The 17,855-nt window shown below is 44.6% G+C and carries 17 protein-coding genes, 2 pseudogenes and 1 riboswitch; of the genes and pseudogenes, 16 read left to right on the top strand and 3 right to left on the bottom strand.

What is annotated here, in order from left to right; all coding sequences use genetic code 11:
* The first annotated feature begins 1 nt into the window (after position 1).
* Positions 2-1,378 (top strand): annotated as a pseudogene (locus BMW45_RS24670) (nickel-dependent hydrogenase large subunit).
* Here the strand turns inward: BMW45_RS24670 and BMW45_RS28150 are convergent.
* The gene (locus BMW45_RS28150; RefSeq protein WP_166433467.1) at positions 1,366-1,527 is read right to left on the bottom strand and encodes a hypothetical protein; all 162 of its coding nucleotides are present in this window, start codon (positions 1,525-1,527) and stop codon (positions 1,366-1,368) included. The pseudogene BMW45_RS24670 and the gene BMW45_RS28150 sit on opposite strands and share 13 nt — an antisense overlap.
* Positions 1,528-1,640: 113 nt before the next feature.
* On the opposite strand from BMW45_RS28150, the gene BMW45_RS24665 reads away from it, so the two are divergent.
* From BMW45_RS24665 to fliB, 13 genes and pseudogenes are all read left to right on the top strand, one after another.
* A complete protein-coding gene (locus tag BMW45_RS24665; protein WP_092250180.1) occupies positions 1,641-3,326 on the top strand; it encodes a recombinase family protein in 1,686 nt (561 codons plus the stop codon).
* Positions 3,319-3,690, top strand: a pseudogene (locus tag BMW45_RS24660) (sigma-70 family RNA polymerase sigma factor); the annotation flags it as partial. The gene BMW45_RS24665 and the pseudogene BMW45_RS24660, both read left to right, overlap by 8 nt.
* 301 nt (positions 3,691-3,991) lie before the next feature.
* Complete coding sequence (locus tag BMW45_RS24655; protein ID WP_092250177.1) at positions 3,992-5,674, top strand: ABC transporter substrate-binding protein; 1,683 nt, start codon at positions 3,992-3,994, stop codon at positions 5,672-5,674.
* Entirely contained in the window at positions 5,671-6,672 is a 1,002-nt protein-coding gene (locus BMW45_RS24650) for an ABC transporter ATP-binding protein (protein ID WP_092250174.1), read from the top strand. Before BMW45_RS24655 ends, BMW45_RS24650 begins: the two co-directional genes overlap by 4 nt.
* 3 nt (positions 6,673-6,675) lie before the next feature.
* Complete coding sequence (locus tag BMW45_RS24645) at positions 6,676-7,695, top strand: ABC transporter ATP-binding protein (RefSeq protein ID WP_025233275.1); 1,020 nt, start codon at positions 6,676-6,678, stop codon at positions 7,693-7,695.
* Positions 7,688-8,632, top strand: coding sequence for an ABC transporter permease (locus BMW45_RS24640; protein ID WP_092250172.1), 945 nt, complete (start codon positions 7,688-7,690; stop codon positions 8,630-8,632). The genes BMW45_RS24645 and BMW45_RS24640 overlap by 8 nt, the downstream gene beginning before the upstream one ends.
* Before the next feature lie 16 nt (positions 8,633-8,648).
* Positions 8,649-9,521 (top strand): ABC transporter permease, encoded by an 873-nt coding sequence (locus BMW45_RS24635; protein WP_092250169.1) that lies wholly within the window; start codon positions 8,649-8,651, stop codon positions 9,519-9,521.
* 217 nt (positions 9,522-9,738) lie between these two features.
* Positions 9,739-10,566, top strand: a complete 828-nt coding sequence (gene licT / locus BMW45_RS24630) for a BglG family transcription antiterminator LicT (RefSeq protein WP_092250166.1) — start codon at positions 9,739-9,741, stop codon at positions 10,564-10,566.
* An 18-nt stretch (positions 10,567-10,584) separates the two neighbouring features.
* Positions 10,585-11,079: a PTS sugar transporter subunit IIA gene (locus BMW45_RS24625; protein WP_025233271.1), complete on the top strand. Its 495-nt coding sequence runs from the start codon at positions 10,585-10,587 to the stop codon at positions 11,077-11,079.
* A 20-nt stretch (positions 11,080-11,099) separates the two neighbouring features.
* On the top strand, positions 11,100-11,342 hold the full coding sequence (locus BMW45_RS24620; protein ID WP_242883222.1) for an HPr family phosphocarrier protein: 243 nt from the start codon (positions 11,100-11,102) through the stop codon (positions 11,340-11,342).
* 71 nt (positions 11,343-11,413) lie between these two features.
* Positions 11,414-12,850, top strand: a complete 1,437-nt coding sequence (gene nagE / locus BMW45_RS24615; protein ID WP_092250163.1) for an N-acetylglucosamine-specific PTS transporter subunit IIBC — start codon at positions 11,414-11,416, stop codon at positions 12,848-12,850.
* A 138-nt stretch (positions 12,851-12,988) separates the two neighbouring features.
* On the top strand, positions 12,989-13,609 hold the full coding sequence (locus BMW45_RS24610; RefSeq protein ID WP_092250160.1) for an MntP/YtaF family protein: 621 nt from the start codon (positions 12,989-12,991) through the stop codon (positions 13,607-13,609).
* 93 nt (positions 13,610-13,702) lie between these two features.
* Positions 13,703-14,863 (top strand): flagellin lysine-N-methylase, encoded by a 1,161-nt coding sequence (gene fliB, locus BMW45_RS24605; protein WP_092250157.1) that lies wholly within the window; start codon positions 13,703-13,705, stop codon positions 14,861-14,863.
* 141 nt (positions 14,864-15,004) lie between these two features.
* Here the strand turns inward: fliB and BMW45_RS24600 are convergent, their stop codons facing one another.
* Together BMW45_RS24600 and BMW45_RS24595 are read right to left on the bottom strand one after the other, a co-directional pair.
* Positions 15,005-15,697 (bottom strand): LrgB family protein, encoded by a 693-nt coding sequence (locus tag BMW45_RS24600; protein WP_025233266.1) that lies wholly within the window; start codon positions 15,695-15,697, stop codon positions 15,005-15,007.
* Positions 15,690-16,061 carry a CidA/LrgA family protein gene (locus BMW45_RS24595; protein ID WP_092250154.1) on the bottom strand — a complete coding sequence of 124 codons (372 nt, stop codon included), beginning with the start codon at positions 16,059-16,061 and terminating at the stop codon, positions 15,690-15,692. Before BMW45_RS24595 ends, BMW45_RS24600 begins: the two co-directional genes overlap by 8 nt.
* Before the next feature lie 242 nt (positions 16,062-16,303).
* Between BMW45_RS24595 and BMW45_RS24590 the strand changes: the two genes are divergently transcribed.
* A complete protein-coding gene (locus BMW45_RS24590; RefSeq protein WP_092251179.1) occupies positions 16,304-16,852 on the top strand; it encodes a phosphatase PAP2 family protein in 549 nt (182 codons plus the stop codon).
* A gap of 35 nt (positions 16,853-16,887) precedes the next feature.
* A riboswitch (THF riboswitch) is annotated at positions 16,888-16,985 on the top strand.
* A 60-nt stretch (positions 16,986-17,045) separates the two neighbouring features.
* On the top strand, positions 17,046-17,618 hold the full coding sequence (locus tag BMW45_RS24585; protein WP_025233263.1) for a folate family ECF transporter S component: 573 nt from the start codon (positions 17,046-17,048) through the stop codon (positions 17,616-17,618).
* Positions 17,619-17,855: the final 237 nt, after the last annotated feature.

The raw sequence follows: 17,855 nt of genomic DNA, 5'->3' as shown, positions 1-17,855 counted from the left end.
TATGGCCGAGAGAATAACCATTAATCCTGTGACCCGTATCAGCGGCTTCATGGAAATTGATGCCGATATTGAAGAACGGTCAGTGGTGGATGCAAAAATGAGAGGCCTGATGTTCCGTGGATTTGAAAAAATGCTTCAGGGCAGAAGTCCTTTTGATGCTGTTTATTTTACACAGCGCATCTGCGGTATCTGTTCAACCGCACATTCCATGGCTTCTGCTCTTGCCCTGGAAGAAGCATTGAACATTGTCCCCTCTGAGCAGGGAAGGTATTTAAGGGACCTTCTTCATGCCTGCGAGTTCCTGCAAAATCACTTAAGACATTTTTACCAGTTTACCTTGCCGGATTTTGTAAAGCTTCCTGAGGATTATCCGCTGTTTAAGACAGATCACAATGATTACAGGCTTCCAAAGGACATAAACGATAAAATGGTAAACGATTATTTTGAATCCCTTCAGTTCAGCAGGGCTGCGCATCAGATGCTGGCCATTCTTGGAGGAAAAGTTCCTCATAATCACGGAATATTCATTGGAGGGATCACTTCGCCGATCTCAGCAGATAAGATCATTACCATAAAATCTATCCTATATGACATTGGACAGTTTATCATTGAAAAAATGGTTCCGGACGTATACACAATCGGAACCTTTTATCCGGAGTATTATCATTACGGCGGAGGCTACGGCAACTTACTTTCCTATGGGAGCTTTAACCATTATAAAAATTTAGGAACGCTCTATGTGGATCCTCTGGTTTATTCTAATGGACAGACATCCCCCTTTGATCCTGCCCTTATAACTCAGGAAGACGAATACGCCTGGTTCAACGAAAATGATGAACCGGACAGAAATAAACCCCAGGCATATTCCTGGATAAAAGCGCCGAGATACAATAATATCCCTTATGAGGTAGGGCCGTTGGCAAGGCAGTGACTCTCCGGCGAGTACAGAAACGGGATCTCTGCCATGGACCGGACCATTGCAAGAGTGCTGGAAGCTAAGAAAATTGTGGAAATTATGCAGACCCTTATCGATCATCTGATCCCGGGAGTATCCATGCAGAGGGAATATGAGATTCCTGTGCAGGCATCGGGGAAAGGACTGGTGGATACGACACGGGGAGCCCTGGGCCATTGGCTGTATATTGACAACAGTAAGATAGCCTTTTACCAGATCATAACCCCGTCTGCATGGAATCTGTCAACACAGACAAATGGAATGAAGGGAACCGGAGAACAGGCACTGATGGGGGCACCTGTAAAAGATGCAACAGAGCCTATGGAAATCGGAAGGATCATACGGTCTTTTGATCCCTGCGTGTCCTGCGCCACTCATGTTTTCTTAAGCGGGAAGTATATGAATACAATTCAGATTGTGTGAAGCTCTTCCATAAGAGCCTGTTTTTGGTCATTCGGGCAGGAAAGCTGCTGGATGTATTGAATGACAGCCTGACTATGCAGGAGTGCAGCTTTTTTTCTCAATTCTTTTCTGTCTTCTTCTGTTTTGGGCTGATATACGATCATATTCATAAACGGACCTGATATAGACTGTTATTATAATGTATGTTGCCTCCCATGTCCTGTATGTTTGGGATTAAGGGGGCAAAACGCAGCGTAATGCTTTAGTAAGGAGGAAGGGCCAGGTGGAAGCCGGGAAAGAGCGGTTTGCAATTTATTCAAGAAAATCAAAATTTACCGGAAAAGGAGAGAGCATCGGAAACCAGATCGAGCTGTGCAGACAATACATTTCCGCACATTATGGAGCGTGTTTCGCTGACAGCGCCTGTGTATATGAGGATGAGGGGTTCTCCGGTGGAAACCTTGAACGGCCTCAGTTTAAAGTCATGATGCAGGAAGCAAAAAAGAAGAAATTTACGGCGGTGGTATGCTACCGTCTTGACCGGATAAGCCGTAATATCGGTGATTTTGCAAATCTGATTGAAGAACTTAATGAACTTCATATTTCCTTTATCTCCATAAAAGAGCAATTTGACACATCCTCTCCCATGGGGCGGGCCATGATGTACATTGCTTCTGTTTTCTCTCAGTTGGAGAGAGAGACAATTGCGGAACGCATCCGGGATAATATGCTGGAGCTCTCCAAAAGCGGAAGATGGCTGGGAGGAAATACTCCTACGGGTTATACGTCGGAGAGCGTGTCCTCCGTGACCATAGACGGTAAGGTGAAAAAAGCATTTAAGCTTAAGATGATTCCGGAAGAGGCAAATCTAATCAAGGTTATTTACGAGAAATTCTTAGAGACAGGATCACTGACTCAGACTGAAACCTATTTGCTCCAGAATGGTCATAGGACAAAATATGACCGTTTATTCAGCCGTTTTGCATTAAAAGGAATATTGACCAATCCGGTTTATATGATTGCAGATCAGGAGGCCTATGAGTATTTACGGGAAAAGAACGTGGATCTGTTTGCAGAAAGAGAAGCCTTTGACGGAAACCATGGGGTGATTGCATATAACCGTACCCTTCAAAAAGCCGGAAAAACTCACGAGATGAAAGATATGGAAGAATGGATCGTGGCAGTTGGAAAGCATAAAGGAGTGATTTCCGGCTCCATGTGGGTCAAGGTTCAACTGCAGCTGGACCAAAATAAATCAAAAAATTACCGGAAACCCCGCAGTAATGTGGCTTTGCTGTCCGGAATTCTCTTTTGCGGCGGCTGCGGCGGTTATATGCGGCCAAAGCTGTCCGGCCGGTACAATGACGAAGGGGAACAGATCTATTCTTATTTATGCACCATGAAGGAAAAAAGCCGTATGAAATGCTGCGGAATGAAGAATGTTAATGGAAATATGCTGGATCAGATGGTCTTGGAGGAAATCAAAAAAATATCTGTGGATTGGAGTGAATTTCAAAAGCAGCTTTGCCGGAGCAAAAAGGCAGTGGATGACAGCAAAGAGGAAGCGGAATGGGATATATCCCGTTTAAAGGGTGAACTGAAGAATATGGAAGGAGAAATAAACGGACTGGCGGCCTCCCTTGGAAAAGCCGGAGGAACCGGGGCAGAAGGATATATCATACAGCAAATCGAAGGACTCCATAAAAGAAAAGGGGAAATGGAGCGACGGTTATGGGAGCTTTCCCTTAACACAGAAAATAAAGAGCTTTCCGATACAGAATTACAGTTCATTAAGCAGACCCTGTCTTCTTTTCAACAGGTGATAGACCTTATGGATGTCCGGCAAAGACGGGCGGCGGTCCGTACATTTGTGTATAAGGTCATATGGGATGGAGAGAATGTTCATCTGTACCTGTTTGGCTCGAAGGTGCCTGAATTACCAGAGCCGCAAGGTGACTCTAGCAAATGAAATCCTAATGCTTCTTCGTGCGAACAAGAAATATTCAAAAGAGGTTTCTTTGTTTGAACCCATCGGCGTAGACAAGGATGGAGAGACTGTAAGTCTAGTAGATGTCATTGAAATGGAAAATAAGGAGACTCTGGAATCTATTATTTTAAAACAGGATATTAAGGAACTGTATGAGGCCTTTGACAGTTGTCTTAAGGAAAATGAAAAAACCATAATCGGAATGAGGTACGGTCTGCATGGAGGAAAAGAGTATACACAGCGGGAGATCGCGGATGTCATGGGAATCTCCAGATCCTACGTATCCAGGCTGGAAAAAAAGGCTTTGGAGCGGTTGAGAGACGAACTTAAAAAGAATTGTATTTAAAAAGAAGCATTATTAAATTATCCCATCTCTGATGGTTGAGTAAAAAGTCTGGGAGGCCTGATAAACAGGGCGTTCCGGACTTCTTTGCTGTCATGAAACAGTGTGTAAGACGATTAGGGTGTTCTTATAAGGACTTGCTGCAGATTGTAATTAATATGGTTGACAAAAAAACAAAATCATAATACTATGTAAAAAAGGATATTTCATACTAAACATATATGTATTCTTAATATAAGAAATGCGTACAATGCGCAGGACAAATATCTGAGAAAATTATGTTTATTTAAGGAGGAGGACAATTATGAAAAAAGTAGTCTTTCAAAAACTGCATAAGGTAATTGGATCCATGCTTGTTTTCGGCATGGTAGTATCTCTTGCGGCCTGTGCAAAGCCAAATTCCAATCCGGGAGCTGAGAATCCGGCTAAGGGAAATGCGGCAGAGGATAATTCCGCAAAAGGTGAGAGTTCGGAGGATAAGATCGTTAATATTGGAATGACCGATTCTATCAGCAGCGTCAACCCACTGTTGATGGATGCAACTGAGATCATGAAGACCTCCACGGCAATGGAATTCCTGCCTCTTGTTGAATTAAACAGCAATCTGGAGTTTGAGGGGATGCTGGCTTCTTCTATTACTACGGAGGACAATATTCATTTTACAGTGAATATTGATCCGAACGCAAGCTGGTCCGACGGTCAGGCAGTAACTGCGGATGACGTCGTATACACCGTTCTTAAGCTGTCAAGCCCTGTCCGTGCCAATGCAAGCATGGCGCTCTATGCCATTGAAGGCGTGGGCGACGATGGATTTTCGGAGGCGGGAGCGACGGAGATATCCGGTGTTAAAGCAATCGACAATAAAACCGTCGAATTCACGACCAAATATCAGATGGCTCTTACCACCTTCCAGAATACATATGGACGCTATATACTGACACTGCCCAAACATGTTCTTGAGAACGTAGCGGATGAGGATCTGGCAGGTTATGACTGGTTCAACGCTCCGACGGTAGTTAACGGACCCTACCGCATCACTTCCGTTGATTTGCAGCATTATGTGTCCTATGAGGCAAATGATACATACTGGAAGGGCGCTCCAAAGATTAACAGGTTAAATATCAAGATCGTACCTGCGGCACAATTGCTGACCGGGCTGCAATCAGGAGAGATTGATTTTGTGCAGCAGACCACCGGCAATATCCTGCAGGAGGATTATGCCAGCGTAGAAGCCCTTGCGAATGTGACGGTCAACTATGGTGCTCCTGTTATCAACCAGTCGATCTTCTTTAATACCACCACGGTTACGGATCCCCGCATCCGTCAGGCGATTCTTTATGGAATTGACCGCCCATCCATAATAACAGGGCTTTTAAACGGAAAAGGCGAAGTGGTTGACGGTTTCCTGTCCAGTGCGGGACCTTTCTATGATGAGGGCCTTACGCCCGCTGTTTATGATCCGGAAAAAGCAAAGGAATTAGTCGCCCAGGCAGTTGCAGACGGCTGGGATGATTCAAGGACATTGAACTTCTATGTAAACAGTGGAGATTCCACTTTCTGCCAGGCCGCAGATTATATCGCTGCGAAGCTGCAGGAAATCGGACTTAAGATTCAGGTGACAACCGTGGACTTATCCAGCTTAATGACCAAAGCGGGAAGTAAGGATTTTGATTTGCTGGCAGTGCAGTATACCTATGCACCGGTAGATCCTTATCCGGACGTTAACTGGTTATTATCTGCGGACGGTTGGACCGGCTATGTGAATGATACCGTAACACAGGCCCTGGCGGCAACCCAGGCTACCAGTGACATTAGTGAAATCAAGAAAGAATATAGAAAGATCGATACCGTCATGCAGCAGGAGGCCCCAATGATTTCTGCCTATATCATAAGTGCAATCGGAGCTGTGAATAAAAGGGTGGAGAATGCAACGCCGGATGTATATGGCTCTTTTAATAATATCCACCAATGGGATGTGACACAATGACACCGCTGCTGGAAGTAGATTCGCTGGAAATGGCGTTCTCTACCGGTGCCGGAGATATCAAATGTTTAGACAGGGTCAGCCTTCGTGTAAATCAAGGTGAGATCCTGTGCATCGTTGGAGAATCCGGCTCCGGCAAGAGCGTTACGCTTCTGTCGGTCATGGGTCTGCTTGGAGAAAATGGTAAAATCACAGGAGGTAAGGTGGTCTTTGACGGGCAGGAGCTGCTTAATCTGCCGGATGAGGAATTGGACCGTATTCGCGGAAGTAAGATGACCATGATCTTTCAGGATTCCATGGCCAGCTTAAATCCGTTATTCACCATTGGGAACCAGATCATGGAAGCTATGCGAATACATATGAACCTGGACAGGAAAACAGCGAAGGAACGGGCACTGCTCCTCCTGGATAAGGTGGGGCTTCCGGATCCTTCTTCTATTATGAACAAATATCCGCATACACTGTCTGGAGGAATGCGGCAACGGGCAATGATCGCCATGGCGCTTGCCTGTGATCCGAAGCTTCTCATTGCGGATGAGCCAACCACTGCGCTGGATGTTACGATTCAGGCACAAATTATGGAACTCTTAAGGAACTTGCGTGAAGAGCTTCATATGTCAATCATTTTAATTACCCATGACATGGGACTGGTTGCAGAAATGGCGGACCGGGTTATGGTTATGTATGCCGGACAGATTGTGGAGGAGGCAGGCGTTCTCGATTTATTTAAAAAGCCGGGACACCCTTATACACAGGCTCTGCTGAAATCCATTCCCAGTATCAGAGATAAAGAAGAGAGAGAACTGCTGACGATTAAGGGTACTGTTCCAGAGCATTACGGTGAGATCACCGGCTGCCGCTTTGCAAACCGCTGCCCGTATTTGGCCGATGGCTGTGATCTGGAGCAAAGTCTGGTTGAAATAGAAGATAGTCACGGGATAAGATGCTGGCGGGCAGAAGAAATCCGGGAGAAGAAGACGCAGGCGTCAGGAAGGAATTAACAAATGCAAAAGGAACGACAACCTCTGGCAGAGATAAAGGGATTAAAAAAATATTATCCGGTTCGCGACGGTATTATTCCACATACAGTTGGGTTCATCCATGCTGTGAACGGTGTGGATTTTGAACTATATCCGGGAGAAACTCTGGGACTGGTAGGTGAATCCGGCTGTGGCAAATCCACCATAGGGCGGCAGCTGGCAGCGTTAGAAACTCCCACAGAGGGCAGCATTGTATATGAAGGACAGCCGTTCACGGACCGGTCGGCGGCTGGAATGAGGCAAATCCGCACCCAGATACAGATGGTGTTTCAGGATCCTTATACCTCCCTTAATCCGAAAAAACGTATTTTTGAAACTCTATCCTATCCAATGCTGTATCATGGCGTCACTACAAAACAGAATGTCCATAGGGAGGTTGACCGCCTGCTTGATATGGTGGGACTTCCGAAAAATACGAAGGGGCGTTATCCTCATGAGTTCTCCGGCGGGCAACGGCAAAGGATTGGAATCGCAAGAGCGCTGTCTCTTAACCCCAGGCTGATCATCTGTGATGAGCCGGTCAGTGCCCTTGATGTATCAATACAGGCTCAGATTCTTAATCTGCTTCGTGATCTGCAAAAGGAGCTAAAGCTTACCTATCTGTTTATTGGCCACGGTCTGGATGCGGTCAAATACATCAGTGACCGAATTGCCGTCATGTATCTTGGGAAAATTGTGGAGCTTGCGGATGCAAAAGAACTGTTTGATAATCCGGTGCACCCTTATACGCAGGCATTGTGCAGTGCAGCACCGATTCCCGATCCTGAGGCCAGAGGCAGAAAAAGAGTAATATTGCAGGGGGAACTGCCTTCCAATAAGGATCTTCCTTCCGGCTGTCATTTTCACAGCCGGTGTCCCTATGCCATAGAGGAATGCAAACGATCGGAGCCGGCGCTGATCCAGGTCCAGCCAGGAAGCGGGCACCTGGCGGCCTGTCCGGTGCTGACCCTGGGTAAACGGCCAAAGGAGGGTGCGGATGCTTAAATATATTATTAAGCGTATTCTTATCGCTATCCCGGTCCTGATAGGCATAACCGTAATCGATTTTCTGATCATGACTATGGTAGGAAGTCCATTGGAACTGCTCCAGGGCCCCAGAGTGTCCGAGGCGGCCATCGAAACGAAAAGAATAGCTTTGGGCCTTAATAAGCCTGTCTATGTACAATACTGGATCTGGCTGACAAATCTACTTCAGGGCAACATGGGATATTCCATGAAGAGTTTCCAACCGGTAAGCCAAATGATTAAAATCTATATTGGGCCAACGTTACTGCTCATGTCCGTCTCGTTATTTGTCAGTATGCTGATTGCGGTACCGGCAGGAATCTATAGCGCAGTCCACAAATATACACCGCAGGACTATACCGTAGTTACGCTTTCCTTCCTTGGAAGCAGTGTCCCCAGTTTTTTCCTGGCATTGGTGCTGATCTATCTTTTTACCGTCAGGCTTGGCTGGCTGCCCTCCAGCGGTATGTATACCCTGGGAGCGCAGAAAAGTGCCATTGATGTCCTCAGGCATATGATCATGCCTGTGATTGTATTGGCGACCTCCATGGCGGGGACAAATATCCGTTATATCCGCAGCGCCATGCTTGAGATACTTCGGATGGATTATCTGCGAACGGCAAGGGCAAAAGGAATTGGCCGATTTCTGGTGATTAATAAACATGCGCTTCGCAATGCGTTAATTCCGGTCATTACTGTATTCGGGATGCATATACCGATCTTGTTTGGCGGAGCCATCATCATAGAACAGGTATTTTCCTGGCCAGGGCTCGGGATGATGACCATGAGTGCAATTATCAGCAGAGATTATCCGGTCATTATGGGCGTCTGTCTGATGTCCGCCATTGTTGTTCTGGTGGCAAACCTGCTGACAGATATCATCTACGCACTGGTAGATCCGACGATTACGTATTAAAAGCAGGAGAAAATGTATGAATAGAGATAAAACAATAATCAGTGAAGATAATGCATACCGCAATACGGTAATGAGGCGGTTCTTAAAACACAAATTGGCTGTGGCCAGCACCGTGTTCCTGGCTATAATCCTCCTATGTGCGCTGCTGGCGCCGGTTCTTTCGCCTTATGACCCGAATAAGGTGGTCGGTGGATTCAGCGATCCGCCTTCCTTAAAGCATCTGCTTGGAACCGACCAGGTGGGAAGGGATGTATTAAGCAGAATGCTGTACGCCGTTCGAATCTCATTGTTGGTAGGATTTGCTGCTACTGCTGTATCCACGGTTGTGGGTGTGGTTCTGGGCCTGGTATCCGGGTTCTTCGGAGGAATCCTTGATATGATTATCATGCGGTTTACTGATATGGTCATGTCCTTTCCTTATATCCTGCTTGTATTAGTTTCTGCCGCGATCTTTCGCCCGGGCCTTTTAAATATTATTCTGATTCTCGGTTTTGTTGATTGGCCCGGAATTGCCCGGCTGGTCAGAGGGAATGTTTTATCCATCCGGGAGATGAATTTTATTCAGGGGGACCGCGTCGCAGGAATGCCAAAGCGTTATATCCTGTTTTCTGAGATACTTCCCAATACGGTCGCACCCATTCTGGTATATGCGACTTCGGTTATCGCCATATCGATGTTAGATGAAGCAGCCCTAAGCTTTCTTGGTATGGGGATTCAACCGCCACAGTCCAGCCTTGGCAATATGTTAAATGGAGCTCAATCCATCTCCATCCTCACTTCCAAGCCATGGTTGTGGGTACCGCCGGGACTGATGATCATATTGCTGGTTGTCAGTATTAATTTCATTGGAGACGCTTTAAGAGATGCTTTTGATCCTTCGGGAAATTAAAGGAGAGAGGATTTAGGCAAAAAATCGAGGAATTATAAAAAATATAAATAATGTATAAAATTTTATTGACTTTTTTGAAATAACTGGTATAGTTATAGCAAGGATATATAAAGTGGATTGTTACTGGAAAGCAGGCAAAACCAATTTTGATTATGGAAAATGAAATTTTATTTTCGTGGTCGAAGTTGGTTTTTTATTTTATAGGATGGGACATTGTATGAAAATTGACAAAATAATCAATAACAATATTGTCAGTGCGCTGGAGCCGGATGGAAAAGAAATTATAGTCATGGGCAGGGGAATCGGTTTCGGTATGAAGCCGGGAAAAGAGATTCCGGAGAGCGCAGTTGAAAAAGTATTCCGTCTGGACAGCCAGAACAATGTTGACAAATTTAAAGAATTGCTGGTGAACCTTCCCCTTGAACACATCCAGGTTTCTACGGAAATCATAAATTACGCGAAAAGCGTATTAAACAGGAGTCTTAATCAAAACATATACATAACGCTGACGGACCACATCAATTTTGCCATTCACCGATTTAAGCAGAAGATGAAGTTTTCTAACCCTCTGCTTAATGAGATAAAAACCTTTTACAAAGAGGAATACTTAATCGGTGAATACGCCATCGCATTAATTGAGCGGAGGATAGGAATAACCCTTCCTGTTGACGAGGCGGGATTCATTGCGTTTCACATCGTCAATGCGGAATTTAATACCGCCATGCGTGATACCATTGATATCACAAACCTGATCCAGAATACCGTAGGGATTGTGAAAGAATATTTTTCAATGGAACCTGATGAAATGTCTTTAAATTATCAGCGGTTTGTTACCCATTTAAGGTTTCTGGCACAAAGAATCGTTACAAAGGAGCTGTTAAACAGCGGGAATGTTGAATTTAACCAATTAATATCCGAGATGTACCCGGAGGAATATAGGTGCAGTTTAAAAATTAAGGATTATATCATGGAAACATACCATCACGATGTAACAGAAGAAGAGACCGCATATCTGGCGGTTCACATCAAGAGAATGAGGCTATAGTAGAAAGGAGAATCATTTATGTTTGATTCATTAAAAAAAATATTCGGTGGAGGGGGAGAAAAAGAAAGAGAAAAAATTCTGGCCCCGGTTGAAGGAACAGTAGTACCCTTAAGTGAAGTGAATGATCCCACATTCAGCCAGGAGATTCTTGGAAAAGGAGTCGCCATTATTCCGGCAAAAGGTAGAATTGTGGCTCCGGCCGACGGAATCCTGACGGTGGTGTTTGAGACAAAGCATGCTGTCAGCATAACGACTCCGGAAGGCGCTGAGATCATTGTCCATGTAGGACTTGATACGGTCAATTTAAAAGGGGAGCATTATACTGCTCATAAAAAGCAAGGAGACAAAGTGAAAGCTGGGGAGCTTCTTCTTGAATTTGACATGGCAGCCATAAAGGAAGCAGGATATGAGGTGATTACTCCGGTTATCGTCTGTAATACGCCGAATTATCCGGATATGGTATGCCATACAGGGATGCAGGTAAAGGAACTGGAACCAATCATCGAATTATAGGTATTAAAATGAGGGAGTATTTGTATGAATTAAAAGATCCCCTGGGACTTCATGCCAGGCCGGCTTCCATGATCTTTATGGAAGCAAGGAAATATTCGTGCAGCATAGAAGCCCAGTGGGAATCAGACAAAGCGGATTGTAAAAGCCTTTTGGCATTAATGGGGCTTGGAGCCAAAAGAGGAAGCATCATCCGGTTTCGGTTTGACGGAGAGGATGAGGCGGCGGCCATGACCGCGCTTTGCACCGTTTTGGAAGAAATGTGATCTGAACCTGCTTGGCAGCAGGTGTGGATAAAAAATGTCCGTTAGGACAAAAAGAAAGGGGTTTCTTTATTATGATGAAGTATTTGCAAAAACTAGGTAAGTCATTGATGCTTCCGGTGGCATGTTTGCCTGCGGCAGGCATCCTGATGGGAATTGGTTACTGGATTGACCCCACCGGCTGGGGGGCTAACAGTGCCATTGCTGCCTTTTTAATTAAGGCAGGAGGCGCCATCATCGATAACATGGCAGTTCTGTTTGCAATCGGTGTAGGTGTTGGTATGGCAGATGACCATGAGGGTACCGCAGCACTTGCAGCCATTGTTTCCTGGCTGATGATTCAGACGATTCTTTCACCTGGAGTGGTTGCCATGCTGAAAGGAATTGATGTCAGCGAAGTGAATCCTGCTTTTGGTAAGATTGGAAACCAGTTTATCGGTATCGTATCCGGTATTATCGGTTCCAGCTGCTATAACAGGTTTAAGAATACCAAGCTTCCTGATGCGTTGGCATTCTTCAGTGGTAAACGGTCTGTTGCCATTGTCACAGCACTTGTTTCTTTGGTAGCCTGCCTTGTTTTATTCTTTATATGGCCGGTTGTATATTCAGGATTGGTTGCATTTGGTAAGGGCATCCTGGGATTGGGCGCAATAGGAGCTGGTATTTATGGTTTCTTCAACCGTCTTCTGATCCCGGTAGGTCTCCATCACGCACTGAACTCCGTATTCTGGTTTGACGTTGCAGGAGTAAACGACCTTGGTAATTTCTGGTCAGGAAATGGTGTCCTGGGTCAGACAGGTCAGTACATGACAGGATTTTTCCCGGTTATGATGTTCGGTCTTCCGGCTGCAGCTTTGGCTATGTATCATACCGCAAAACCTGGTAAAAAGAAAAATGCATATGGTTTATTGCTTGCAGCAGCAGTTTGTTCCTTCTTTACAGGCGTAACGGAACCTCTGGAATTCGCTTTCATGTTCCTTGCTCCAGGCCTTTACTTAATCCATGCAATTTTAACTGGTATTTCCTTAACAATCTGCGCCCTGCTTCCTGTACGTGCAGGCTTTAACTTCAGTGCAGGTTTCGTTGACTGGTTCTTGAGCTTTAAGGCTCCTATGGCTGTAAATCCTCTGCTTATTATCCCGCTGGGCCTTGTTTATGCAGCTGTTTACTACTTCGTGTTCCGCCTTGCAATCTTAATGTTTAACTTTAAGACTCCGGGACGAGAAGATGATGATGTAGATGAAAACATAGTCACTCTTTCCAATAACGACTATACGGCAGTTGCTTCCATTCTTCTGGAAGGACTTGGCGGTAAGAATAACATCACCAGCATCGATAACTGTATTACAAGATTAAGACTGGAGATCAAAGATTATACTCTGGTAGACGAGAAGAAGATCAAATCCGCAGGCGTTGCCGGTGTCATCAGGCCAGGTAAGACCAGCGTACAGGTTATCGTAGGACCCCAGGTACAGTTTGTTGCAGATGAATTTAAGAAGCTGTGCCAGTAATAAACAGGCAAGAAGCAGGGGCATATTACAGCCCCTGCTTTTTTGTTCTTGTATAGGAGTGGAAAATTCGATAGATTCCGGGGTCCCAGACAGGCCATGAATGAATATATTAAAATAAAAAGGTAAGTTTGCCAGGATATGCGTGATATATTAATTCTTGTGCTGGCGCTTTGCACCGACACCTTTGTTGCCAGCATTGCCTACGGGGCTAACCGTCTGAAGATTTCCTGCGGAAAGGTTATCGCAGTAAATTTGATTTGCAGCGGCTGTCTGGGAGCTGCTCTTATATTTGGAAGCGTGATCAGCGGATTGGTACCGGAAAGTTTTGCAAAAGGGGCTGCATTTTCCTGCCTGTTTCTTCTGGGCATTATAAAGCTTCTGGATTATACCATTAAAAAATATATTAACAACCATGTAAACGTTCAAAAGAATCTTACATTCTCTATTTCCGGCCTGAGCATCATCATAAATATATACGGGAATCCTTTGGCGGCAGACTGGGATCACTCGAAGTCTCTGTCCTGGAAGGAAACCATCATGTTTTCCCTGGCCATGTCCTTGGACAGTCTGGTAGCTGGGGCTTTATCCGGATTTCTGATGATTCCACCGGGGCTTACGGCCCTTTCCGCCATGGTTGTGGGTACTGCCGTCATGTATATCGGCCTATTTCTGGGACATAAGATTGCAGCGTTAAAAGGCTGGGATTTGACCTGGGTCAGCGGTATACTGTTTTTGTTCCTTGCATTTGGGAAATTATAATCTGATTATAAAATGGGGTTCCGCTCATTTAAATGGGTTGCACCCCATTTTTATTTGAGGTATAATCGTTATCAAAAACAGGAGCAATTATTTATGCAGTATACAATACCTCATTATTATAATAAATTCCGCTGTGTAGCCGGAGAGTGCCCGGATACCTGCTGTGCAGGCTGGGCCATCATGATCGATGATCATACTAAGAAACGATACCAAATGCGAAAGGATGCTTTTGGCAGAAGGCTTAATCAGTGGATTGACTGGAAAAATGGCTCCTTTAAGCAGTGTGACGGCCGGTGTGCGTTCTTAAATAAGGACAATCTGTGCGATATCTATAAAGAAGCCGGCCCGGGAATGCTTTGCAAAACCTGCCGGGATTATCCAAGGCATATAGAAGAATACGAAGGGGTCAGGGAAATTTCTCTGTCCTTATCCTGTGAGGAAGCTGCCGGTCTGATTCTTGGCTGTAAAGATCCTGTCCGTTTTTTTACAAAAGAGGATGAAAGAAAGGAGTCCTATCCTGATTTTGATTTTTTATTGTTTACCAAGCTTATGGATGCAAGGGACCTGATTTTATCCTTCCTGCAAAACCGGGACATGGATTGCAGTCTGCGCACTGCCATGGCACTGGGGTTTTCTCATGATATGCAACGGAGAATCAATGAGGAAAAATTATTTGAGTTGGATGAATTAATGAAACGGTATCAAGGGACGGCCGGAGCCGAGATGGTAGAAAAGAAAATGGCTGTTCGCAGGATAGAAGACAGGATCCGTTATAAAAAGATGAAGAAATGGTTTTCTCTGTTTGGAAAGCTTGAAGTGCTTAATGAGAGCTGGCCACAATATTTGGGTACTCTTAAAAGGATATTGTTTGATGCCGGTGCAGAAAGCTATGAGGAAAACAGAAAAGCTTTTCACTGGTATTTAATGGAGGATGAAGGCCGTAAGCGTCAATGGGAGCGGTGGAGCGAACAGCTTATGGTATACTTTATCTTCACCTATTTCTGCGGAGCTGTTTATGACGAACACCCCTATGTGAAAGTAAAGCTTGCCGCAGTAAGCACAATTCTTATTCAGGAAATAGCCCAGGCTGTTTTTAAAAGAAATGACGGCAGCCTGGATTTTAAGGAATTTGTTCATCTGTCTCACCGGTTTTCCCGAGAGGTAGAGCATTCGGATGTGAACCTCAATGAAATGGAACGAATATTCCGGACGGATAAAAACTTTGGTCTGGAGGAGATTCTTCAAATGCTTTAGGGTTAATCAAATATAGAATTAACAGGTCAGACAACAGGAGGTTTAAAAAGCATAACTTTTGAAATTATGCTTTTTAAACCTCCTGTTATCTTTGCAAGTTAATCCCTTCTCAAGCAGAACTCTTTGAGATGGGAGAGGATATTACAGGAAGCCAGAGAATACAGAAGCAAATATAACGGTACAAAGTCCGGAGGTTGCTATGGCAAGGCTGCTCATAGCCCCTTCGATTTCCCCCATTTCCAAAGCTTTTGTAGTTCCCACGGCATGGGAAGCTGAACCGATGGCAATGCCCTTGGCAATGGGGTCCGTAATTTTAAATATCTTGCACACAGCTTCCGCAATGATGCTTCCCTGGATGCCAGTGATGATGATGCTGGCTACCGTTATGGTCACATATCCCTTCATTTCCTCCGTAATTCCCATTGCAATGGCTGTGGTAATGGACTTTGGCAGAAATGTAACATACTCCTGATGATTTAAACCAAAGACCAGAGCCAGAAGCAGTACGGTGGTCATTGTGGTGAAAACCCCGGTCAGGGTTCCGGCTATAATGGCTTTTGAATGCTTCTTAAGCAGTTCCATCTGGCGGTAAAGAGGGATTGCCAGGCAAATGGTGGCCGGCGTTAAAAGATAACTGATGTATTTGGCGCTTTTATCGTACACCTCATAATCAATGTGAAATACAGACAGAAATACCATGACAACACAGATGGATATTAAAAGAGGGTTGAAGATAGCCCATTTGAATTTTTTCTTTAAACGGAGTCCCAGCTCATAGCTTAAGAGACTGAGCACTGCACCAAAAAACAAAAAATCACTTACTGTATTACTCATTTTTTTCTGCCTTTCCATTTCTGTTGTTATTAATAAATAGCTGAGTCACTTTTCCGGTAATTACCATCACGATGATTGTGGAAAGCAGGGTGATGACCAGAAAAGGAACTAAAATGGGCCTTAGTACTCCCCAGGAATCCAGAAGTCCGACGGCCGCCGGGATAAACATCAATGGCATGATGTCTATGAGAAATATGCTGACGTCCTCGACTGCCTCCAATGGAATCCATTTCTTCCTTAACCCGATCAGCATGATCAGTAGACCATAGATGCTTGCGGGGACCGGAAGAGGAACCAACAGATGTATGATTTCTCCTGCCAGAGATATAAATAGAATTATAGTGAATTGTCTGATGTATTTCATTAAATAGCCTCCTTAGTGTCCTTCCTGACTTTTCAACTATGGTTTATCCTAAACTTAAATTTAGGGCTTGTCAAATGGTTTTATTATCATGGCAATTTTTTTGTTGTTAAATTTAAGGAGAACAATGTATAATAGATACTAGTGCCTAATATTTCTCTGCATTCGCCAAATGCCGCTAAAGAGGAGGTTGGCTCATTGCTTGATATAATAGACACATGAATGAAAAGGAGTAAAAAATCATGATGGCTGGTACGGAATTTGGTATTCTGTATTTTTTACAATCGTTACATACTCCCTGGCTGGATGTGCTTATGAAGGAGATAACCAGTCTGGGAGATCACGGGATTTTCTGGATCCTCACCGGAGTTATTTTGCTGTGTTTTAAAAAGACAAGAATCGTGGGACTTTGTGTTATTTTATCCCTGGCAGCCGGCTTTTTGGTTGGAAATACGTTCCTTAAGAACGTGATTGCCAGAGAAAGGCCTTGTTGGATCGACAGCAGCGTGCCCCTTTTAATTCATAATCCAAGAGACTATTCCTTTCCCTCCGGGCATACCCTGGCATCTTTTGAAGGAGCTGTTAGCATCTGGCTTTACAATCGGAAATGGGGAACTGCGGCCCTGATACTGGCGGCGCTTATCGGTTTTTCCAGAATGTATCTGTTTGTTCATTTTCCCACCGATGTACTGGGAGGGCTGATTCTTGGCGTTTTGATCGCTTTTTTTGTTCATTACATAGTGGAGAAAGGAAGAAAATCTAAAAAAAATATTTGCTTTCCAGGAAATCTATGATATACTGATGGCGTTACAAAATACAATTTAATAGTCGCAGAGTAGACCCGTGTGCGTTAAGTGCCAGCTGAACAGGGAGTTGTCAGCCGGACGAAAAGATTTTCTTGCGGTACATCGGTCGCATCCCGCTGCATCAGAAGATAGGAATATTATCTCCGGTTGTAGTTAGAGGTCTGCAAAGGAGGTATTTTTTATGAAAAAATTCGTCACTTTGTTCACCGATTCTTACAGAGAGCTGAAGTCTGTAAGAACCATTACCACAGCCGCCATGTTTGGCGCAGTAGCAATTGTTTTGGGCATGTTTTCCATTAACATGGGAAATTACATCCGGATCAGTTTTTCTTCCATTCCCAATGGAATGGTTTCATACCTGTTTGGTCCGGTAGTAGGAGGCCTTTTTTCCGGAAGTATGGATGTGCTTAAATACCTCTTAAAGCCTACGGGAGCATTTTTTCCGGGACTGACCCTGGTAACTGTTCTGGCAGGTATCATGTATGGCTGCATGTATTACAGAAAGCCGATCACCTTAAGAAGGGTCCTGGTTTCCAAGCTTTTAGTCATGCTGGTATGTAACGTGATACTTAATACCATGTGTCTTTCTATCCTGTACGGAAAGGGCTTTATGGTACTTCTTCCGGCAAGGGCACTTAAAAACCTGGTCATGTGGCCGATTGATTCCATGATTTTTTATTCCATGTCAAAAGCGCTGGATACCATGGGGGTTTTTAAAACTATCCGTAATGTTAGGACTGCGGGAACAAAATAAAAAACAAAGGCCTGTAGCGTCATTGATGACGGCACAGGCCTTTTGCCAAGAATCGGATATTTGCAATCTGCGGCCCTGCTTGCTCACAGCGTGCCACGCTTCACCGGGCATAACCTCATAGCTGCTATCGCAGCTTGTCGGAACGGCCCAAAACGTCCTTTTATCTTCCTTTGCGTTGCAAGTTCAGATAAGATATATTATAATCTTAAGTGTTTGCATGTTGTGACGGGCACAGAT

It is taken from the genome of Lacrimispora sphenoides (genome assembly GCF_900105215.1).
Taxonomy (GTDB): Bacteria; Bacillota; Clostridia; order Lachnospirales; family Lachnospiraceae; genus Lacrimispora; species Lacrimispora sphenoides_A.
Note: the sequence above shows the minus strand (reverse complement) of the source record. Positions and strands in the feature narration are given on the sequence as shown.